The organism is Sphingomonas sp. S-NIH.Pt15_0812 (assembly GCF_003951315.1).
Taxonomy (GTDB): domain Bacteria; phylum Pseudomonadota; class Alphaproteobacteria; order Sphingomonadales; family Sphingomonadaceae; genus Sphingomonas.
Map to the genome: position 1 here is coordinate 132,273 of NZ_QLJH01000001.1, position 19,046 is coordinate 151,318.

The 19,046-nt window shown below is 68.5% G+C and carries 17 protein-coding genes; 13 read left to right on the forward strand and 4 right to left on the reverse strand.

Features of this window, described 5'->3' with window-relative positions:
• The first annotated feature begins 80 nt into the window (after positions 1-80).
• From dnaK to BRX43_RS00530, 4 genes are all read left to right on the forward strand, one after another.
• Entirely contained in the window at positions 81-1,994 is a 1,914-nt protein-coding gene (gene dnaK, locus BRX43_RS00515) for a molecular chaperone DnaK (RefSeq protein ID WP_125992864.1), read from the forward strand.
• A 78-nt stretch (positions 1,995-2,072) separates the two neighbouring features.
• Entirely contained in the window at positions 2,073-3,197 is a 1,125-nt protein-coding gene (dnaJ, locus tag BRX43_RS00520) for a molecular chaperone DnaJ (protein WP_125992865.1), read from the forward strand.
• A 34-nt stretch (positions 3,198-3,231) separates the two neighbouring features.
• Positions 3,232-3,651: a hypothetical protein gene (locus BRX43_RS00525; protein WP_125992866.1), complete on the forward strand. Its 420-nt coding sequence runs from the start codon at positions 3,232-3,234 to the stop codon at positions 3,649-3,651.
• A 225-nt stretch (positions 3,652-3,876) separates the two neighbouring features.
• Positions 3,877-4,950: a mechanosensitive ion channel domain-containing protein gene (locus BRX43_RS00530; protein WP_125992867.1), complete on the forward strand. Its 1,074-nt coding sequence runs from the start codon at positions 3,877-3,879 to the stop codon at positions 4,948-4,950.
• A gap of 7 nt (positions 4,951-4,957) precedes the next feature.
• On the opposite strand, the gene BRX43_RS00535 is transcribed toward BRX43_RS00530, so the two are convergent.
• The 4 genes from BRX43_RS00535 to BRX43_RS00550 form a co-directional block, all read right to left on the reverse strand.
• A complete protein-coding gene (locus BRX43_RS00535) occupies positions 4,958-6,334 on the reverse strand; it encodes a trehalose-6-phosphate synthase (RefSeq protein WP_125992868.1) in 1,377 nt (458 codons plus the stop codon).
• A complete protein-coding gene (gene otsB, locus BRX43_RS00540) occupies positions 6,331-7,044 on the reverse strand; it encodes a trehalose-phosphatase (RefSeq protein WP_241214686.1) in 714 nt (237 codons plus the stop codon). The genes BRX43_RS00535 and otsB overlap by 4 nt, the downstream gene beginning before the upstream one ends.
• A 338-nt stretch (positions 7,045-7,382) precedes the next feature.
• The gene (locus BRX43_RS00545; RefSeq protein WP_125992869.1) at positions 7,383-8,672 is read right to left on the reverse strand and encodes a Gfo/Idh/MocA family oxidoreductase; all 1,290 of its coding nucleotides are present in this window, start codon (positions 8,670-8,672) and stop codon (positions 7,383-7,385) included.
• Positions 8,673-8,689: 17 nt separating this feature from the next.
• Positions 8,690-10,036, reverse strand: a complete 1,347-nt coding sequence (locus tag BRX43_RS00550) for a helix-turn-helix transcriptional regulator (protein WP_125992870.1) — start codon at positions 10,034-10,036, stop codon at positions 8,690-8,692.
• A 114-nt stretch (positions 10,037-10,150) separates the two neighbouring features.
• On the opposite strand from BRX43_RS00550, the gene BRX43_RS00555 reads away from it, so the two are divergent.
• From BRX43_RS00555 to BRX43_RS00595, 9 genes are all read left to right on the forward strand, one after another.
• Positions 10,151-11,677 (forward strand): acyl-CoA carboxylase subunit beta, encoded by a 1,527-nt coding sequence (locus BRX43_RS00555; protein WP_125992871.1) that lies wholly within the window; start codon positions 10,151-10,153, stop codon positions 11,675-11,677.
• Positions 11,674-11,928, forward strand: coding sequence for a hypothetical protein (locus BRX43_RS00560; RefSeq protein WP_125992872.1), 255 nt, complete (start codon positions 11,674-11,676; stop codon positions 11,926-11,928). The genes BRX43_RS00555 and BRX43_RS00560 overlap by 4 nt, the downstream gene beginning before the upstream one ends.
• Positions 11,925-12,344, forward strand: coding sequence for a methylmalonyl-CoA epimerase (gene mce / locus BRX43_RS00565; protein WP_125992873.1), 420 nt, complete (start codon positions 11,925-11,927; stop codon positions 12,342-12,344). The genes BRX43_RS00560 and mce overlap by 4 nt, the downstream gene beginning before the upstream one ends.
• The gene (locus BRX43_RS00570) at positions 12,341-13,123 is read left to right on the forward strand and encodes an enoyl-CoA hydratase-related protein (RefSeq protein ID WP_125992874.1); all 783 of its coding nucleotides are present in this window, start codon (positions 12,341-12,343) and stop codon (positions 13,121-13,123) included. The genes mce and BRX43_RS00570 overlap by 4 nt, the downstream gene beginning before the upstream one ends.
• Positions 13,124-13,161: 38 nt before the next feature.
• The gene (scpA, locus tag BRX43_RS00575; RefSeq protein ID WP_241214687.1) at positions 13,162-15,378 is read left to right on the forward strand and encodes a methylmalonyl-CoA mutase; all 2,217 of its coding nucleotides are present in this window, start codon (positions 13,162-13,164) and stop codon (positions 15,376-15,378) included.
• A gap of 64 nt (positions 15,379-15,442) precedes the next feature.
• The gene (bioB, locus tag BRX43_RS00580) at positions 15,443-16,465 is read left to right on the forward strand and encodes a biotin synthase BioB (RefSeq protein WP_241214688.1); all 1,023 of its coding nucleotides are present in this window, start codon (positions 15,443-15,445) and stop codon (positions 16,463-16,465) included.
• Positions 16,466-16,699, forward strand: a complete 234-nt coding sequence (locus tag BRX43_RS00585) for a DUF4160 domain-containing protein (protein ID WP_125992876.1) — start codon at positions 16,466-16,468, stop codon at positions 16,697-16,699.
• Positions 16,683-16,943 carry a DUF2442 domain-containing protein gene (locus BRX43_RS00590; protein ID WP_125992877.1) on the forward strand — a complete coding sequence of 87 codons (261 nt, stop codon included), beginning with the start codon at positions 16,683-16,685 and terminating at the stop codon, positions 16,941-16,943. Before BRX43_RS00585 ends, BRX43_RS00590 begins: the two co-directional genes overlap by 17 nt.
• A gap of 26 nt (positions 16,944-16,969) precedes the next feature.
• On the forward strand, positions 16,970-19,027 hold the full coding sequence (locus tag BRX43_RS00595) for an acetyl/propionyl/methylcrotonyl-CoA carboxylase subunit alpha (protein ID WP_125992878.1): 2,058 nt from the start codon (positions 16,970-16,972) through the stop codon (positions 19,025-19,027).
• Positions 19,028-19,046: the final 19 nt, after the last annotated feature.

The following is a 19,046-nucleotide window of genomic DNA, read 5'->3' on the forward strand; positions in this document are numbered from 1 at the left end:
CCGCCATCAACCAGCGATTGCGCTGCCGTAACGGGGCGTGATCGCCATGCTTTTTGTTTGATGAGGGGCATCAACGTCACATGGCAAAAGTAATCGGAATCGATCTCGGCACCACCAACAGCTGCGTTGCGGTGATGGAGGGCGGCAAGCCCAAGGTGATCGAGAACACCGAGGGCGCACGTACCACCCCGTCCATCGTCGCCTTCGCCAAGGATGGGGAGCGACTGATCGGCCAGCCCGCCAAGCGTCAGGCGGTCACCAACCCGGACAACACCATCTTCGCGGTGAAGCGCCTGATCGGCCGTCGTTTCGACGATCCGGTCACCCGCAAGGACACCGAGCTGGTCCCCTACACCATCGCGCGCGGCAGCAATGGCGACGCCTGGGTCACGGCGGGCGGCAAGGATTACAGCCCGTCGCAGATCAGCGCCTTCACGCTCCAGAAGATGAAGGAAACCGCCGAGGCCTATCTGGGCGAGACGGTGACGCAGGCGGTCATCACCGTGCCGGCCTATTTCAACGACGCGCAGCGCCAGGCGACCAAGGACGCCGGCCAGATCGCCGGCCTGGAAGTGCTGCGCATCATCAACGAGCCGACGGCGGCGGCGCTCGCCTATGGCCTGGAGAAGCAGGACGGCAAGACGATCGCGGTCTACGATCTGGGCGGCGGCACGTTCGACGTGTCGATCCTCGAGATCGGCGACGGCGTGTTCGAGGTGAAGGCCACCAATGGCGACACCTTCCTGGGCGGCGAGGATTTCGACAACAAGATCGTCGATTACCTGGCCGACGGCTTCAAGAAGGATGAGGGCATCGACCTCACCAAGGACAAGCTGGCGCTCCAGCGTCTGAAGGAAGCGGCCGAGAAGGCGAAGATCGAGCTGTCCTCGGCCCAGTCGACCGAGGTCAACCTGCCCTTCATCACCGCCGACCAGAACGGCCCGAAGCATCTGGTGAAGACCATCACCCGCGCCGATCTGGAGCGTCTGGTCGAGGACCTGATCAAGCGCACGCTGGAGCCCTGCAAGAAGGCGCTGGCCGATGCCGGCGTCTCCGCCTCCGAAGTGTCGGAAGTGGTGCTGGTCGGCGGCATGACCCGCATGCCGCGCGTCCGTGAAGTGGTGAAGTCGTTCTTCGGCAAGGACCCGCACACCGGCGTCAACCCGGACGAGGTCGTGGCGATGGGCGCGGCGATCCAGGCCGGCGTGCTTCAGGGCGACGTGAAGGACGTTCTGCTGCTCGACGTGACCCCGCTGTCGCTGGGCATCGAGACGCTGGGCGGCGTGTTCACCCGCATGATCGACCGCAACACGACGATCCCGACCAAGAAGTCGCAGACCTATTCGACCGCCGACGACAACCAGGGCGCGGTGACGATCCGCGTGTTCCAGGGCGAGCGCGAGATGGCGGCGGACAACAAGCTGCTCGGCCAGTTCGACCTGGTCGGCATCCCGCCCGCGCCGCGCGGCGTGCCGCAGATCGAGGTCACGTTCGACATCGACGCGAACGGCATCGTCAACGTGTCCGCCAAGGACAAGGGCACGGGCAAGGAGCAGCAGATCCGCATCCAGGCCTCGGGCGGCCTGTCGGACGCCGACATCGACAAGATGGTCCGCGACGCGGAGCAGTTCGCCGAGGACGACAAGAAGCGTCGTGCGTCGGCGGAGGCGAAGAACAACGCCGAATCGCTGATCCACACCACCGAGCGACAGCTCGCCGACAATGGCGACAAGGTCGACGAGGCGCTGAAGTCGGAGATCGAGGCGGCGGTCGCCGAGGCCAAGTCGGCGGTCGAGAGCGGCGATGTGGAGCGCATGAACGAGAAGGCGCAGGCGCTCGCGCAGGTCGCGATGAAGCTGGGCCAGGCGATCTACGAGAAGCAGGCCCAGGCCGAGGCGTCGCCTGCGGGCGGCGCGGCCGCCGGCGGCCAGGCCGGTGGCGACGATGTGGTCGACGCCGAGTTCTCGGAAGTCGACGACTCGCACAAGGCGTAACGAAGTGACGATCGCGCCCCGTCGACCCGCCGGCCTTCGCCGGTACGGGTTGGCGGGGCGCTTTCCTGTGAGGCGCGCATGAGCACCCAGATCGATTATTACGAGCTGCTCGAATGCGAGCGCACCGCGGATGCGGGGACGATCAAGTCGTCCTATCGCAAGCTCGCGATGAAGTATCATCCGGACAAGAATGCCGGGTGCAAGGATTCCGAGGCCAAGTTCAAGGCCGTGTCCGAAGCCTATGACGTGCTGAAGGACCCGCAGAAGCGCGCGGCCTATGACCGGTTCGGCCATGCCGCCTTCCAGAATGGCGGCGGCGGTGGCGGCCATGCCGGGGCCGGGGATTTCAGCGGCTTCTCCGACATTTTCGAAAGCGTCTTCGGCGAATTCATGGGCGGGCGCGGCGGTCGCCAGCAGGCCCGGCGCGGCGCGGACCTGCGCTACGACATGGATGTCTCGCTGGAGGAGGCCTATCACGGCAAGCAGACCGAGATCACGGTCGACGTGTCCGCCGAATGCGACACCTGCCACGGCTCGGGCGCCAAGCCCGGCACCCATGCCGCCACCTGCCGCCAGTGCAACGGCCATGGCAAGGTGCGCGCGCAGCAGGGCTTCTTCGTGGTCGAGCGGACCTGCCCGGTCTGCCAGGGATCGGGCCAGGTGATCGCCGATCCGTGCGGCGACTGCCGGGGCGAAGGCCGCGTCGACAAGACCAAGACGCTGCAGGTCAACATCCCGCCCGGCGTCGACGAAGGCACGCGCATCCGCCTGACCGGCGAGGGCGAGGCGGGGCCGCGCGGTGCGCCGGCCGGCGACCTCTATATCTTCCTGCATGTGAAGCGCCACGCGATCTTCGAGCGCGAGGGCACGTCGCTGTTCGCGCGCGCGCCGATCAGCTTCACCACGGCGGCGCTGGGCGGATCGCTGTCGATCCCCGGGCTGGACGGCCGCACGCACGAGATCAAGATCCCGGCGGGCATCCAGTCCGGCAAGCAGCTGCGCCAGCGCGGCGCCGGCATGCCGGTCCTGCAGGGGCGCGGGCAGGGGGACCTGGTCGTGCAGATCGACGTCGAGACGCCGACCAGATTGTCGACGCGCCAGCGCGAGCTGCTCGAACTGTTCCGCGAGACGGAGACGGGCGACGAATGCCCGGCGAGCCAGGGCTTCTTCGCCAAGCTGAAGGGTGTGTTCGCGGGCGAGTGACGCCATGCCCGGGGGCGGGCGGACAGGGGGACGCATGGCGGAGATCGTGCTGGCGCTGCTTGGATTATGGGCGGTGACGGCGATCGCCCCCGCGACCCCCGCCGCCGTGGCGATCCGCCACTGGCTGGTCGTCCGCCCCGCAGAGTGGCTGCGCCGGATCGGGCGCGGCCATGTCGCGCTGCTCGTCATCGTCGCGATCCTGATCCCGGCCACGGCGTGGCTGGCGGGGCGGGACAGCGTGCCGCTGGCCGGCATGGCGCTGCCGGAACTGGCGAGCTGGGCGGCGACGTTCGAAGTCACGACCCTGATCGACCTCATGATCGCGGGTCTGGCGGCGGGGGCGAGCCTGCGCTTCGGGCGTCTCTCGTTCATGGGTCACCGATGGCGCCGAAACGCTCGGCCCGAACCGGATCATGCGGAGGCGCAACGGTGCGAGGACTGCGGGTCGCACTGACGCCCCTCTGGCTCCCTGGCGAAGGCCGGGGCGCAGTTGGGCGACGCCGGTGACGACGTGCAGCGCTCCGTTGCAGCAGCCTTCCCAACTGGTCCCCGGCCTTCGCCGGGGAACGGGATGACCAAACCGTTCCAACTATCAAATCCGCCCCCTAACCGGTAACCGCCTCCACTCTCATGCTGCACCGCAGCGGAACCGCCATGGCCGATAGCGGTTGGACGCGGCATGACCCTGATCCATTCGCTTCGGCTACCGGCCGACTGGGCATGGCTGCAAAGCGTGGTGGCCGTGTCGATCGCGGTGCTGGTCGCGCTGGCGGCGCATGCGCTGGCGATGCGCCTGGTGGTGCGCGCCGGCACCAGGCGGCGACGGGAGGCGCGGACGCTGGTCGTCGCGCAGGTGCGCCGGCCGCTGCAATGGCTGTTCGTCGCCATCGCGGTCAGCTTCGTCGCGCGCGCCCTGCCGATGGACCGCGACCTTCGCGACCTGTGGGAGCGGTTGCTTGGCTTCGGCTTCCCGGCGCTGTTGGGCTGGACGGCGGCGGGGCTGCTGCAAGCGACGCAGCGCCTGGTCGAACTACGTGCCGACATCAGCGTCGAGGACAATCTCGCCGCGCGGCGCAAGCGGACGCGCGCGACCATCCTGGGGCGGATCGGCAGCTTCGCCATCGCCTTCGTCACCATCTGCCTGATGCTGCTGAGCGTGCCCGGCATCCGGTCGATCGGGGTGACGCTGATGGCCTCGGCGGGTATCGCCGGCCTGGTGGTCGGTGCCGCCGCGCAACCCGCGCTCAAAAACCTGATCGCCGGCGTCCAGATGGCCTTCACCGAGCCGATCCGGCTCGACGACGTGGTGATCGTCGGCGGCGAATGGGGACGGATCGAGGAGATCCGCCTCACCTTCGTCGTCATCAAATTATGGGACGAGCGCCGGCTGGTGGTGCCGGTGTCGAAGTTCCTGGAGGAGAGCTTCCAGAACTGGACGCGCGAGACCAGCCAGTTGCTCGGCTCGGTCTTCTGGTATGTCGATCCCGGTGCGGACGTGGCGCGTATCCGGGAGGCCATCGGCCGCGCGGTCGAGGCGAGCGAGCGATGGGACAAGCGCTTCTGGAACTGCCAGGTGACGGACGTGAAGGCCGACGCGATCGAGATTCGCGGGCTGATGACGGCGCGCAACGCCTCGATCGCCTTCGACCTGCGCTGCGAGGTGCGCGAGGCGGTGCTCGACTATATCCGGCGCGAGATGCCGGAGGCGATGCCGCGCGCCCGCGTGGAACTGCCCCAGCGGGCGGGCGGCTGAGGCGCGGCTATTCGCCCGCCGCCTCCAGCGTGTCGAGGAACAGGCGGCACCACCAGAACACGTCCTCGCGCCGCACGCCTTCGATCAGCGCCTGCCAGCGGCGGATACGCTCCTCGCGCGGCATGGACAGGGCGGTGACGATCGCGTCCGCCATTTCCTCGGCGCTGTACGGATTGACCAGCACCGCCTCGCGCATCTGCGCCGCCGCGCCGGCGAAGACGGACAGCACCAGCACGCCGGGATCGTCCGGGTCCTGCGCCGCGACATATTCCTTGGCGACCAGGTTCATGCCGTCGCGCAGCGGCGTGACCAGCGCGATATGGGCGGCGCGGTAGATGCCGGCCAGTTCCTCGCGCGGATAGCCGTGGTTGACGTAGCGGATCGGCGTCCAGTCGATATCGGCATATTCGCCGTTGATCCGGCCCGACAGGGCATCGAGATCGGACCGGATCTCCTGATAGGTGTCGACCTTCTCGCGGCTCGGCGGCGCGATCTGGAGGAAGCTGGTCAGGCCGCGCCGGTCGGGATGATTGGCGAGGAAGCGGTCATAGCCCAGGAAGCGTTCGCGCAGACCCTTGGAATAATCCAGCCGGTCGACGCCGACCAGGACGCTCCGTCCGGTGGCGGACATGTACAGCCGGTCGCGTGCGAAATTGGCTTCGGCGGACAGGGCGGCCGCCTCGAACTCGGCGGTGTCGATGCCGATCGGCGCGACGATCGCGCGGATCGTGCGCCCGCCCGCCGACACGATGTCGCCGTCCACCGTGCCGCCCATGATGCTGGTGACGTAATGCTGGAAACTGTCCAGCCAGTCCGCGGTATGGAAGCCGACCACGTCATAGGCGAAGAGCGAGTCGACCAGCTTGCGGTGGCTGGGCAGCGCGGTCAGCAGCCGGGTCGGCGGCCAGGGCGTGTGGAGGAAGAAGCCGATGCGATTGCGCATCCCCCGCCGCCGCATCATCTGGCCCAGCGGGATCAGGTGATAGTCATGGACCCAGACCAGGTCCGGCTCCTCGATCAACGGCATCACCGTGTCGGCGAAGCGGCCGTTGACGCGCTGGTAGCCGCCCTCGAAATCGCGTTCGAACTCGGTCAGGTCGATCCGGTAATGGAAGAGCGGCCAGAGCGTGCGGTTGGCGAAGCCGTTATAATATTCGTCGATATCCTGTTCTTCGAGGTCGATCGTCGCGGTGTTGACGCCGTCGCCCTCGGCGCGGTGGATGGTGCCGTCGAACGTCTCGCACGTGTCGCCCGACCAGCCGAACCACAGGCCGCCATGTTCGCGCAGCGCCGATTGCAGCGCCACCGCCAGCCCGCCCTGATTTGCGCTGGCGCCCTTTTTCGGCACGGCGACGCGGTTGGAGATGACGATCAGCCGGCTCATGCGGCATCCGCCTTGTCGGCGAGGGCGGCCAGCCAGTCGCGCATCGCCGCGACGCCGCTCAACCGGTAGCGGGCCTGGGTCTCGCGCGGGTCGTCGACCAGCACGCCCGCGCCGCCCAGACCCTGCGCGGCGGCGAAACCGTCCTCGTCGGTGCGGTCGTCGCCGAAGAACCACGGGGTACTGCCCTGCATCGCCGGGTCGTCGAGCAGCGTCCGCACCGCTTCGCCCTTGTCGCCGGGCAGGCGGACCTCGACCATCATCTTGCCGCGATTGGCGTGGAGGCCGAATTGGTGCGCGACCCGCTCCGCCATCGCCACCGCATCGGCCTCGCGCTCGGGGCGCTGGCGGAAGTGGAGCGACGCGCCGAGCGACTTGGCCTCGAACAACAGGCCCTCCAGATCGGCATAGGCGCGCAGTTCGGCGCAGGCGGCCTCCAGCGCCTCGGACCGCTGCGGCGTGACATGACCGGCGGCGGGGGTACGGCGTTCCGCGCCATGGCTGCCGGCGACGGCGACCTGTTCGAGATGGCGGTGCAGGAACCCGTCGAGCTGCGCGATCGATCGGCCGCTGACGATCGCGACGCGGCCCGGCATCGCGGTCGCCAGCCGGCCGAGCAGCAGGCCGAGCCCATCATCGACCACCACCGTATCGGGGGTGGGGGCCAGATCGACCAGGGTGCCGTCGAAATCGAGGAAGAGGCTGACGGACATAGGGTCCGGCAGCGGCGGTGGGGCAAGATCGTTGACCATGGCACAGGAACCCGTTGCCATGGGGCCATGTTCCGGCCTCTGACGGGTTCCGCGACGCCGGATTCCGCCAAAAACCGCGAAGCCGCGACGAAGAAAGGATTTTCAGGCGGATGCGTGAAGACGTTCTTCGGTGCTCCTTTTAGGGCAGAAGCGCAGGGTTCCGCATATCGTCAGGAGGCGTCCTGCTTGGCCCTGGACTCCTGCCTTCGCAGGAGCACAAGCACCATGCGCATGTGCCGGGCGGATGGGCGATGGTCTCCTCGGACCGGAAGAGTGTCGACCCGGCGCGTGCCGACCGTCTACGCGTCGGCCGGCGGCATCGGCCCCCGGAAGGCATCCTTGCCGCTGACCGCCGCCAGCTTCACCGGCTTGCCGGTGCGCGCGCTCTCGTAGATCGCCTCCATGACGACATGGTCCTGCACGCCCTCCTCGCCCGGGGTGCGGGGCTTGCGATCGGCGAGGATGCAGTCGGCCATATGGTCGATCTCCTCGGCGAACTGGTTCTTGGGCGGGATGTTGACCTGCTGGCGCTCGTCCAGCTCGCCCTGGTTCTGGGCGATGTACATCTGCAGGCCGCGATATTGATAGGCCTTGGGCATCTCCAGCGTCGCGCGGGCGAAGTTCAGCGTCTGCGCCTTGTTGTCGCGCGCGCCATAGCTGGTCAGGCATTGCACATAGGTTTCCCCCGGGAAACATAAGGTGAACGCGACCGTCTCCTCCACTTCGGCATAGCGCGGGTCGCCCGGTGGCGAATATTGGTGGGCGACGACCTCGACCGGTTCCTGTGCGGTCAGGAAACGGGCGGTGTTGATGCAATAGAGGCCGATATCGGGGAGCGAACCGCCCCCCGACTGGGCACGCTTGTGCCGCCATTGCTTCGCGCCGTCGGGGGCGACGGTCTGGGTGTTGGTCATCGACGCAGCGACCAGCCGGCCGAATGTCCCCTCCTGCACGAAGCGGCGGGCGCGCTGGTTATAGGGTTCGTACTGGATGCGATAGGCGATCATCAGCTTGACGCCGGCCTTGTCGCAGGCCGCGACCATCGCGCGGGCGTCCTTGGCGGACGTCGCCATGGGCTTTTCGCACAGCACATGCTTGCCGGCGCGGGCGGCGCGTTCGGTATATTCGCGGTGCATCCCGTTGGGCAGGACGATATAGACCGCCTTGACGCTGGGATCGTCGCGGAGCCGGTCGAAGCCGGCATAGTCGTAGCAATGCTCCGGCGGGATGCCATATTGCGCGGCGACGGTGCGCAGCTTCTCCGGACTGCCCGACACCAGCGCCGTGACCTTCGCCTTCCTGCACTCGGCGAAGGCGGGCAGGATCTCCTCCAGCGACAGGCGGCCCAGCGCGACGACCGCGAAGCCGACCCGCTGCTCGGGCGGCATCGGGGCCGGGGGCGGCGCGGACTTGGGATCGGCCTCGCCCCGCCATTCCGGGAAGACGACCTTGCCGCCTTCCACCCGGCCGCGATCGACGTCGGAGGGCGGCGGAAGCTGCTGCGCGTCGGCGGCGCGGGCGCCCAGCACCAGCCCGGCGGCGGCCCCGCCCATCTTCAGCATCACGCGGCGATCGATTGCGTCGGGCATCGGTGAACTTCCCCTGTTCAGACAATGCGATAGGGAACGACCCGGCGCGTATCCGGCTCCACCGAAATGCGCCGGTCCGCCGGGGGAAAGGCGCGCTGGTCGCAATCGGGGCGGGGACAGAGCCGACAGGAGATGCCGATCCGCGTCGCGGACCCCGCGCGATCGACCGCATCGGCATAGACGAAGTCGGCGGCATGGCCCGCCTCGCACCCCAGCACCACCGCATAGCGGCGCGGCGCGCGTGCGAAGCGGCCGGAAGGCTTTACCAGCCCCTTGGCCATCGAGACATAGCGGACGCCGTCCGGCGTCTCGGCGAGCTGGACCAGGATGCGGTCGGGGATCGCGACCGCCTCATGGACATGCCACAAGGGACAGGCCCCGCCGAACCGCGCGAATTGCAGCCGCGTCGCCGAATGCCGCTTGGTGATGTTGCCCGCCATGTCGACCCGGCAGAAATAGAAGGGGACACCCTCCGCCCCCGGCCGTTGCAGGGTGGAGAGGCGGTGGCAGGCCTGTTCGAAGCTGACGCCGAACGCGCGCGACAATTGGTCGATATCGTGGCGCAACCGCCGCGCCTCGGCCCGGAACCGGTCATAGGGCATCAGGATCGCCCCCGCCGCATAATTGGCGAGACCGACGGCCAGCAGCCGCCGCGCCTCCGCGCTCTCCAGCCCGGACGCCGCCACGATCGCCGCCACCGGCTCGGCGAGCGCCACGGCCGCCAGCCGGTGCGCGATCTGGAAGCGGCGGCTTTCCGGCGGCAGCGCGCCGTTCAGCAGCAGGTCGCGCCCGGTCATGCGCGCGATCGGCGATTCCGGGTCGGGATCGGTGCGGACCGTCACGCCGTGCGCGGCCAGCGCCGCCTCGACATCGCCCGCCCGCGCCTCTCCCGCCCGGTCGAGCGGGTCGATATAGTTGCCCGCCTCGTGGAACCAGTCGCGCACCGCCTCCCAGGGCAGGCGGGTGGAGCCGCCGGCGGTCAGCGTCTCCTCGGCGAGCGCCAGCCGTTCCTCCGCCGCGCGCTTGGCGGCGTGGAGCGCGATCAGCCGGTCGGCGATCTCGGGCCGCTCGACTGCCAGCCGCGCCGCCGCCTCCGCCTCCAGCGGGGGCAGGGCGGGATCGGCCAGCGCCGCGCCCAATGCCGCCAGCCGGCGCGCCGGCTCCGCCCCCTCGATCGCCGCCAGCGCCTGCGGATAGTGGCGGGCCAGCGCCGCGCTGACGGCGGCGGTCAGCGGCCGCTCGCCGCTTTCGAGCTGCGACAGATAGCTGACCGACAAGCCAAGCCGCGTCGCCATCGCCCGCTGGTTGAGCCCGGCGGCGCGGCGGAGGGCGCGCAACTGGTCGCCGGCATAGAGTCTGGCCATGGCGGCGGTGTAGTTCGCAAGGTGATCCTTCGCAACTTCGCAACTTCACATTTGCCTGGGGCCGCGCGGCGGGGCACAAGGTCGATCGCCGTGTCCGCAACGAGAGGAACTGCCATGACGTCGACCATCGCAATGCTGGAGACGAAGCGCGCGGCGGCGAAGCTGGGCGGCGGCGAAAAGCGGATCGCCGCCCAGCACGCCAAGGGCAAACTCACTGCCCGCGAGCGACTCGACGTGCTGCTCGACGAGGGCAGTTTCGAGGAGCTCGACATGTTCGTCGAACACAACTGCACCGATTTCGGGATGCAGGACCAGCGGATCCCCGGCGACGGCGTGGTCACCGGATCGGGGACGATCAACGGCCGGCTGGTGTTCGTGTTCAGCCAGGACTTCACCGTGTTCGGCGGTTCGCTGTCGGAACGCCACGCGCAGAAGATCTGCAAGATCATGGACATGGCGCTGAAGGTCGGCGCGCCGGTGATCGGTCTGAACGATTCGGGCGGCGCCCGCATCCAGGAGGGCGTGGCCTCGCTCGGCGGCTATGCCGAGGTGTTCCAGCGCAACGTGCTGGCCTCGGGCGTAGTGCCGCAGCTTTCCCTCATCATGGGCCCCTGTGCGGGCGGCGCGGTGTACAGCCCGGCGATGACCGACTTCATCTTCATGGTGAAGGATTCGAGCTACATGTTCGTCACCGGCCCCGATGTGGTCAAGACGGTGACCAACGAGGTGGTGACCCAGGAGGCGCTGGGCGGCGCGGTCACCCACACCACCCGCACCTCGGTCGCGGACAATGCCTTCGACAATGACATCGAGGCTTTGCTGGCGGCGCGCGACTTCATCGACTTCCTGCCGCTGTCGAACCGCGAGCCGGTGCCGGAGCGGCCGACGGCGGATGCCTGGGACCGGATCGAGGACAGTCTCGACACGCTGATCCCCGCCAGCGCCAGCCAGCCCTATGACATGCACGAGCTGATCCGGAAGGTGGTCGACGAGGGCGACTTCTTCGAGACGCAGCCGGCGCATGCCGCCAACATCATCACCGGCTTCGGCCGGATCGAGGGGCGGACGATCGGGATCGTCGCCAACCAGCCGATGGTGCTGGCGGGCGTGCTCGACATCAACAGTTCCAAGAAGGCGGCGCGCTTCGTGCGGTTCTGCGACGCGTTCGAGATCCCGATCGTCACCTTCGTCGACGTGCCCGGCTTCCTGCCCGGCACCGCGCAGGAGCATAACGGCATCATCAAGCATGGCGCCAAGCTGCTCTTCGCCTATGCCGAGGCCACGGTGCCCAAGATCACCGTCATCACCCGCAAGGCCTATGGCGGCGCCTATGACGTGATGGCGTCCAAGCATCTGCGCGGCGACCTCAACTATGCCTGGCCGACCGCCGAGATCGCGGTGATGGGGGCCAAGGGCGCGGTGGAGATCATCTTCCGGGGCAGGACGCCCGAGGAGATCGCCGAGCGGACGGCGGAATATGAGGCGCGCTTCGCCAACCCCTTCGTCGCGGCGGGCAAGGGCTTCATCGACGAGGTGATCCAGCCGCACTCCACGCGACGGCGCATCGCGCTGGGGCTCAGGAAGCTGAAGAACAAGGTGCTGGAGAATCCGTGGAAGAAGCATGACAATATCCCGTTGTGAGCGCTGACATCGTCAAATCGCTGGCGATCCTGGCCTTTGGCGTCGTGCCGTGTCTGCATTGCCCCCGCGCGGCCTGGCGAGAGTTCAAAGCCGGAGTGGGACACGGGCATCACGGAGATTACCTGCGCGACACGATGCCGATCCGCTTTTGGGGTACGATCGTCGGAACCGCGGCTGCGGGTATGTTAGGAATCATCTTGACGACTTTCTCGGTTACGACGCTGATCGCGCACTGGAATTCAGCCCTATGACCCTGGGCCGCCTCAACCATGTCGGCATCGCGACGCCGTCGATCGACGCGTCGATCGCGACCTATCGCAGCCTGCTCGGCGCGAGCGCGATCGGCGAGCCGTTCGATCTGCCGGCCCAGGGCGTGCGGGTGTGCTTCATCGACGCGCCCAACACGCAGATCGAGCTGATCCAGCCCTATGACGATGCGTCGCCGATCGCGGGCTTCCTGCGGAAGAACCCGGCCGGCGGGCAGCATCACCTCTGCTTCGAGGTGGCGGACATCCACGCCGCGATCGCCGAGCTGACCGCTCAAGGCGCCACCGTGCTTGGAGAGCCGCGCATCGGCGCGCATGGCACGCCGATCGTCTTCGTCCATCCGCGCGACATGGGCGGGGTGCTCGTCGAACTGATGGAAACGCCCGAGGAGCATGGATGACCGATATGCTGATCCGCACCGACCGGCAGGGCGACGTGCTGTGCCTGACGCTCGACCGGCCCGACCGGCTGAACGCCGCGCCGCCCGCCATGTTCGAGGCGATCACCGCCGCGCTCGACGGGGTCGGGGATGCGCGCGCCGTGCTGATCCAGGGCGCGGGCCGCGCCTTTTGCGCCGGGGCCGATGTCGGCGGCGGGGCGCTGAACGCGGCCAATCCGGGCGAGGCCACCTTCGCCGCGCTGACCCGCAGCTATAATCCGGCGCTGGCCCGGATCGCGGCGCTCGACCTGCCGGTGGTCAGCGCGGTGCGGGGCGCGGCGGCGGGGATCGGGTGCAGCCTGGCGCTGGCCGCCGATTTCTGCGTCGCCAGCGACACCGCCTATTTCCTACAGGCCTTCGTCAATATCGGCCTGGTGCCCGATGGCGGCGCGTCGTGGATGCTGCCGCGCCTGATCGGCAAGGCGCGCGCGACCGAGATGATGATGCTCGGCGAGCGGGTGCTGGCGGCCAAGGCCTATGAATGGGGCATGATCCACCGCATCGTCGCCAACGACATGCTGGAGCGCGAGGCGATGTCGCTGGCGCAGCGGCTCGCCGCCGGCCCGACGCGCGCCTATGGCGCGATCCGTCGCCAGCTTCTTGCCGGCTACGAAAGCGACTACGCCGCCGCCATGGCGCTGGAGGCGGAGAACCAGCGCGCGATGCGCGGCACCGCCGACGCGAGCGAAGGCGGTCGCGCCTTTCTCGAAAAGCGCCCGCCCGTGTTTCGCGGTGCCTGACCCTTGTTCGTCCTGATCCCCGTCGACCGGAATTCCGCATGACCGATACCACGCCCCCGATCGACACCAATATCGGCGAGGATGCCGGCACCGCCCCGCCGAAGCGCGACCTGCCCGAGCCGGCGCCTGCGCCGAGCCTCGACGCCTGGGCGGCGGCGGCCGCGCGCGAGGTGAAGGGCCGCGACCTCGACTGGACGACGCCCGAAGGGATCGTGGTCAAGCCGCTCTACACGGCCGAGGACGTCACCACCGATCCCGGCCTGCCGGGCTTCGCGCCGTTCACGCGCGGGGTGCGTGCCTCCATGTATGCCGGGCGGCCCTGGACGATCCGCCAATATGCCGGCTTCTCCACCGCCGAGGAATCGAACGCCTTCTATCGTCGCAACCTGGCGGCGGGGCAGAAGGGGCTGTCGGTCGCCTTCGACCTTGCCACGCATCGCGGCTATGACAGCGACCATCCCCGCGTCGTCGGCGATGTCGGCAAGGCGGGCGTGGCGATCGACACGGTCGAGGATATGAAGATCCTGTTCGACGGCATCCCGCTCGACCAGATGTCGGTGTCGATGACGATGAACGGCGCGGTGATCCCGATCCTCGCCTTCTTCATCGTCGCGGGCGAGGAACAGGGCGTCGACCGCAAGTTGCTTGACGGGACCATCCAGAACGACATCCTCAAGGAGTTCATGGTCCGCAACACCTATATCTACCCGCCCGAGCCCTCGATGCGGATCATCTCCGACATCTTCGCCTACACCAGCGCCGAGATGCCGAAGTTCAACAGCATCTCGATCAGCGGCTATCACATGCAGGAGGCGGGGGCGACGCAGCTCCAGGAGCTGGCCTTCACCATCGCCGACGGCATGGAATATGTGAAATACGGCGTCGCCTCGGGCCTGGACATCGACAAGTTCGCGGGCCGCCTGTCCTTCTTCTTCGCGATCGGCATGAACTTCTTCATGGAGGTCGCCAAGCTGCGCGCGGCGCGGGTGCTGTGGCACCGGGTGATGACGCAACTGGGCGCGAAGGACGAGCGGTCCAAGATGCTGCGCACCCATTGCCAGACCTCGGGCGTGTCGCTGACCGAGCAGGACCCGTATAACAACGTCATGCGCACCACGATCGAGGCGATGGCGGCGATGCTGGGCGGCACCCAGTCGCTCCACACCAATGCGCTGGACGAGGCGATCGCGCTGCCCACCGACTTCTCCGCCCGAATCGCGCGCAACACGCAGATCGTGCTGCAGGAGGAGACGGGGATGACCAAGGTCGTCGATCCGCTCGGCGGCAGTTACTATGTCGAGAGCCTGACCCAGCAACTGGTCGACGGGGCGTGGGAGATCATCGAGCGCGTCGAGCGCGAGGGCGGCATGGCGCACGCGGTCGCCGCCGGCTGGCCCAAGGCGATGATCGAGGAAGCGGCGGCGGCGCGGCAGGCGCGGGTCGACCGGGGCGAGGACGTGATCGTCGGCGTCAACAAGTACCGGCTGAAGGACGAGGATGCGATCGACATTCTCGACGTCGACAATCATGCGGTGCGCGAGGCGCAGATCCGCCGCATCCAGCAGGTGCGCGCCTCCCGCGACGAAGCCGCCTGCCAGGCGGCGCTCGGCCATCTGCGCGACGGGGCCGGGGGCAAGGACAATCTGCTGGCGCTGGCGGTCGAGGCGGCGCGGGCGCGCGCGACGCTGGGCGAGATTTCGGCGGCGATGGAGGTGGCGTTCGACCGCTACGGCACCCAGCCCACGCCGGTGCGCGGCATCTATGGCGGCGCCTATCAGGACGACGCGCGCTGGGCGCGGCTGGAGGAGGGCGTCGCCGCGACCGAGCGACGGCTGGGCCGCCGGCCCCGGATGCTGGTCGCCAAGATGGGGCAGGACGGGCATGACCGCGGCGCCAATCTGGTCAGTTCGATGTTCGGCGACCTGGGGTTTCAGGTCGTGCCCGGTCCGCTGTTCCAGACCCCGGCCGAGGCGGCGGCGCTGGCGCTGGCGGAAGATGTCGACGTGGTCGGCGCGTCCAGCCTGGCGGCGGGACACAAGACGCTGATCCCCGAGCTGATCGGGCATCTGCGCGACGCCGGGCGCGCCGACATCAAGGTGATCGCGGGCGGCGTGATCCCGGCCCAGGATTACCAGGCGCTGCGCGACGCGGGCGTGCAGGCGATCTTCGGCCCCGGCACCAATCTGGTGAAGGCCGCCGAGGAGGTGTTGCGGCTGCTCGGCCACAATATGCCGCCCGAGGATGCGGCGGCGTGACGGCGCGCTTGCAGGCGGGGGCTGGCGCGGACAAGGACCGCAGCCGATGATGGAAAGGCTTGATGTGACGACGGTAACCGAAGCGACGACCCGCAACGACTGGACGCGCGAGGAGATCGCCGCGCTGTTCGACCTGCCGTTCGACGAACTCATGTACCGGGCGCAGACGGTGCATCGCGCCCACCATGCGCCGTCCGAGGTGCAGATGTGCACGCTGCTGTCGATCAAGACCGGCGGCTGCCCGGAGGATTGCGGCTACTGCTCGCAATCGGTGGCGGCGGACAGCGGGGTCAAGGCGACCAAGCTGATGGAGGTGCAGTCGGTGCTCCAGCGTGCGGCCGAGGCGCGCGACGCGGGGTCGCAGCGCTTCTGCATGGGCGCGGCGTGGCGGAATCCCAAGGATCGCGACATGCCCGCAATCATCCAGATGATCCAAGGCGTGCGCGGCATGGGGATGGAGACCTGCATGACGCTGGGGATGCTGACCCCGGCCCAGGCGGCGCAGCTCGCCGAGGCGGGGCTGGACTATTACAACCACAATATCGATACCGCGCCCGAGCGGTACGGCGAGGTCATCACCACCCGCAGCTTCGGTGAGCGGCTGGATACGCTGGAGAATGTCCGCCAGGCCGGCATCAACGTCTGCTGCGGCGGCATCGTCGGGATGGGTGAGACGCGGCCGGACCGGGTCGGCTTCGTCCATGCGCTCGCCACCCTGCCGCGCCATCCGGAAAGCGTGCCGGTCAATGCGCTGGTGCCGGTGAAGGGCACGGTGCTGGGCGACATGCTCGCCGACACGCCGCTGGCGCGGATCGACGAGATCGAGTTCGTCCGCACCGTGGCGGTGGCGCGCATCACCATGCCGATGAGCATGGTGCGCCTGTCGGCGGGGCGCGAGAGCATGTCGGAATCGACCCAGGCGCTGTGTTTCATGGCGGGGGCCAATTCGATCTTCACCGGCGACAAGCTGCTGACCGCCGGCAATCGCGGCGACAGCGCCGACGCCGCGCTGTTCGCCAAGCTGGGCGTGCGCCCGATGGTGGCCGAGGAGCCGATGCGCCAGCGGGTGTGCGAGGCGGCGGAGTAGATGCCGACCGTGCTGCGGATCGGCGCGTTCCGCTTCTACTTCTACAGCCATGAACCCAATGAGCCGCCCCACATCCATGTCGATCGTGGGGAAGCGACGATCAAGATCTGGCTGGATGTGGTGGAAGTGTCGCGCAGCCGCGGCTTTCGTGCGCGTGAGATCAATGACATCCTGGCGATGGTCGAGGACCATCGCAGCCGGTTGCTGGAGGCATGGCATGAATATTTCGGCTAGGATCACCGATGAACGAGTTCTCGATGTTCGCTTCGACGCCGCCAGCCTGATCGTCGATCTGATGGATGGTCGCACGATCACGGTTCCGCTGGCTTGGTATCCGCGACTGCTCCACGCGACACCGGAACAGCGAATGGCGTGGGAAAAGGCTGGTGCGGGTTACGGCATCCACTGGCCGGACCTGGATGAAGACCTGAGCACCGAGGGACTGCTGCGTGGGGCACCCGCCGCGCGCGCCAACTGAGCCGACAGGCACGACGCCGCGATGACATGACAAGAAACTGGGAGAGGGCAGTGTTCAAGAAGATCCTGGTCGCGAACCGCGGCGAGATCGCGTGTCGGGTGATGCGCACGGCGAAGCGGATGGGGATCGCGACGGTCGCGGTCTATTCGGATGCCGATGCGCGCAGCCCGCACGTGCTGATGGCCGACGAGTCGGTGCGGCTGGGGCCGGCGCCGGCGGCGGACAGCTATCTGAAGGCGGAGCTGATCCTGCTGGCGGCCAAGGAGACGGGCGCCGACTGCATCCATCCCGGCTATGGCTTCCTGTCCGAGCGCGAGAGCTTCGCGCGGGCCTGCGCGGAGGCGGGAATCGCCTTTGTCGGGCCGCCGCCCAACGCGATCGCCGCGATGGGCGACAAGATCGAGTCGAAGAAACTGGCCAAGGCCGCCGGCGTCAACGTCGTGCCCGGCTATCTGGGCGAGATCGCCGATACGGACGAAGCGGTGCGGATCGCCTCCGAGATCGGCTATCCGGTGATGATGAAGGCCTCGGCCGGCGGCGGCGGCAAGGGGATGCGGCTGGCGTGGAGCGAGGCGGACGTCCGCGAAGGCTTTGAGGCGACCAAGCGCGAGGGGCTGGCCTCGTTCGGCGACGACCGCGTCTTCATCGAGAAGTTCATCGAAAGCCCGCGGCACATCGAGATCCAGGTGCTGGGCGACCAGCATGGCAATATCGTCTATCTGGGCGAGCGCGAATGTTCGGTGCAGCGCCGCCACCAGAAGGTGGTCGAGGAAGCGCCGTCACCCTTCGTCAGCCCTGAAATGCGCCGCAAGATGGGCGAACAGGCCGTCGCGCTGGCGCGGGCGGTCGGCTATTTTTCGGCGGGAACGGTCGAACTGATCGTGTCGGGCGCGGACGCCAGCGGCGACGGATTCTACTTCCTGGAGATGAACACGCGGCTCCAGGTCGAGCACCCCGTCACCGAGGCGATCACCGGGCTGGACCTGGTCGAGCAGATGATCCGCGTCGCGGCGGGCGAACCACTGGCCTTCGCGCAAGGCGATGTACGGCTGGACGGCTGGGCGATCGAGAACCGCGTCTATGCCGAGGACCCGTATCGCGGCTTCCTGCCGAGCATCGGCCGGCTGGTCCGCTATGCGCCGCCGGCCGACGCGCCGACGCCTTATGCGGCCACGCCCTTCGCCGATGCGGGGGCGGCGGGCCAAGCCTATGTCCGCGTCGACGACGGCGTGGCCGAGGGCGGCGAGGTCAGCATGTTCTACGACCCGATGATCGCCAAGCTGGTCACCTGGGCGCCGACGCGCGCGGCGGCGATCGACGCGCAGGTCGCGGCGCTTGACGAATTCGTGATCGAGGGACCGGGGACCAATCTCGATTTCCTGTCGGCGCTGATGCAGCATCCGCGCTTTCGTGCGGGCGCCCTGACCACCGGCTTCATCGCCGAGGAATATCCGGACGGCTTCACCGGTGCGCCGGCCCCGCCGGACCTGCTCGGCATCCTGGCCGCCACCGCCGCCTTCGCCGCGACCGCGCAGGCCGACCGGGCGCGGCGGATCGACGGGCAGTTGGGCAGCCGGCTGCGCCCGCCCGCCGATTGGGTGGTGCGGATCGGCGGGGCCGATCATGCGGTGACGGTGTCGACCGACGGCATCCTGGTCGATGGCGCGGATATCGACTTCGCAATGGAATATACGCCGGGCGACCGGCTGGTGCAGGTGGAGGCGGGCGAGACGGCGCTCGCCGTCCGGATCGAGCCGGTGCGCAGCGGCTTCAAGCTGGGCGCGCGGGGCGCGTCGCATGTCGCGCGCGTGCTGCCGGCGCGGATCGCCCCCTATGCGGCGCATCTGATCGAGAAGGTGCCGCCCGACCTGTCGCGCTTCCTGATCGCGCCGATGCCGGGCCTGCTGGTGCGGCTGGACGTCGCGGCCGGCGACCGGGTGGAGGCGGGCCAGCCGCTCGCCGTGGTCGAGGCGATGAAGATGGAGAATATCCTGCGCGCGGGAAAATCCGGCGTGGTCAAGGTGATAGAGGCCAAGGCCGGCGACAGCCTGGCCGTCGACCAAGTGATCCTGGAGCTGGAATAGCGGCATCGCATCCTCCCCT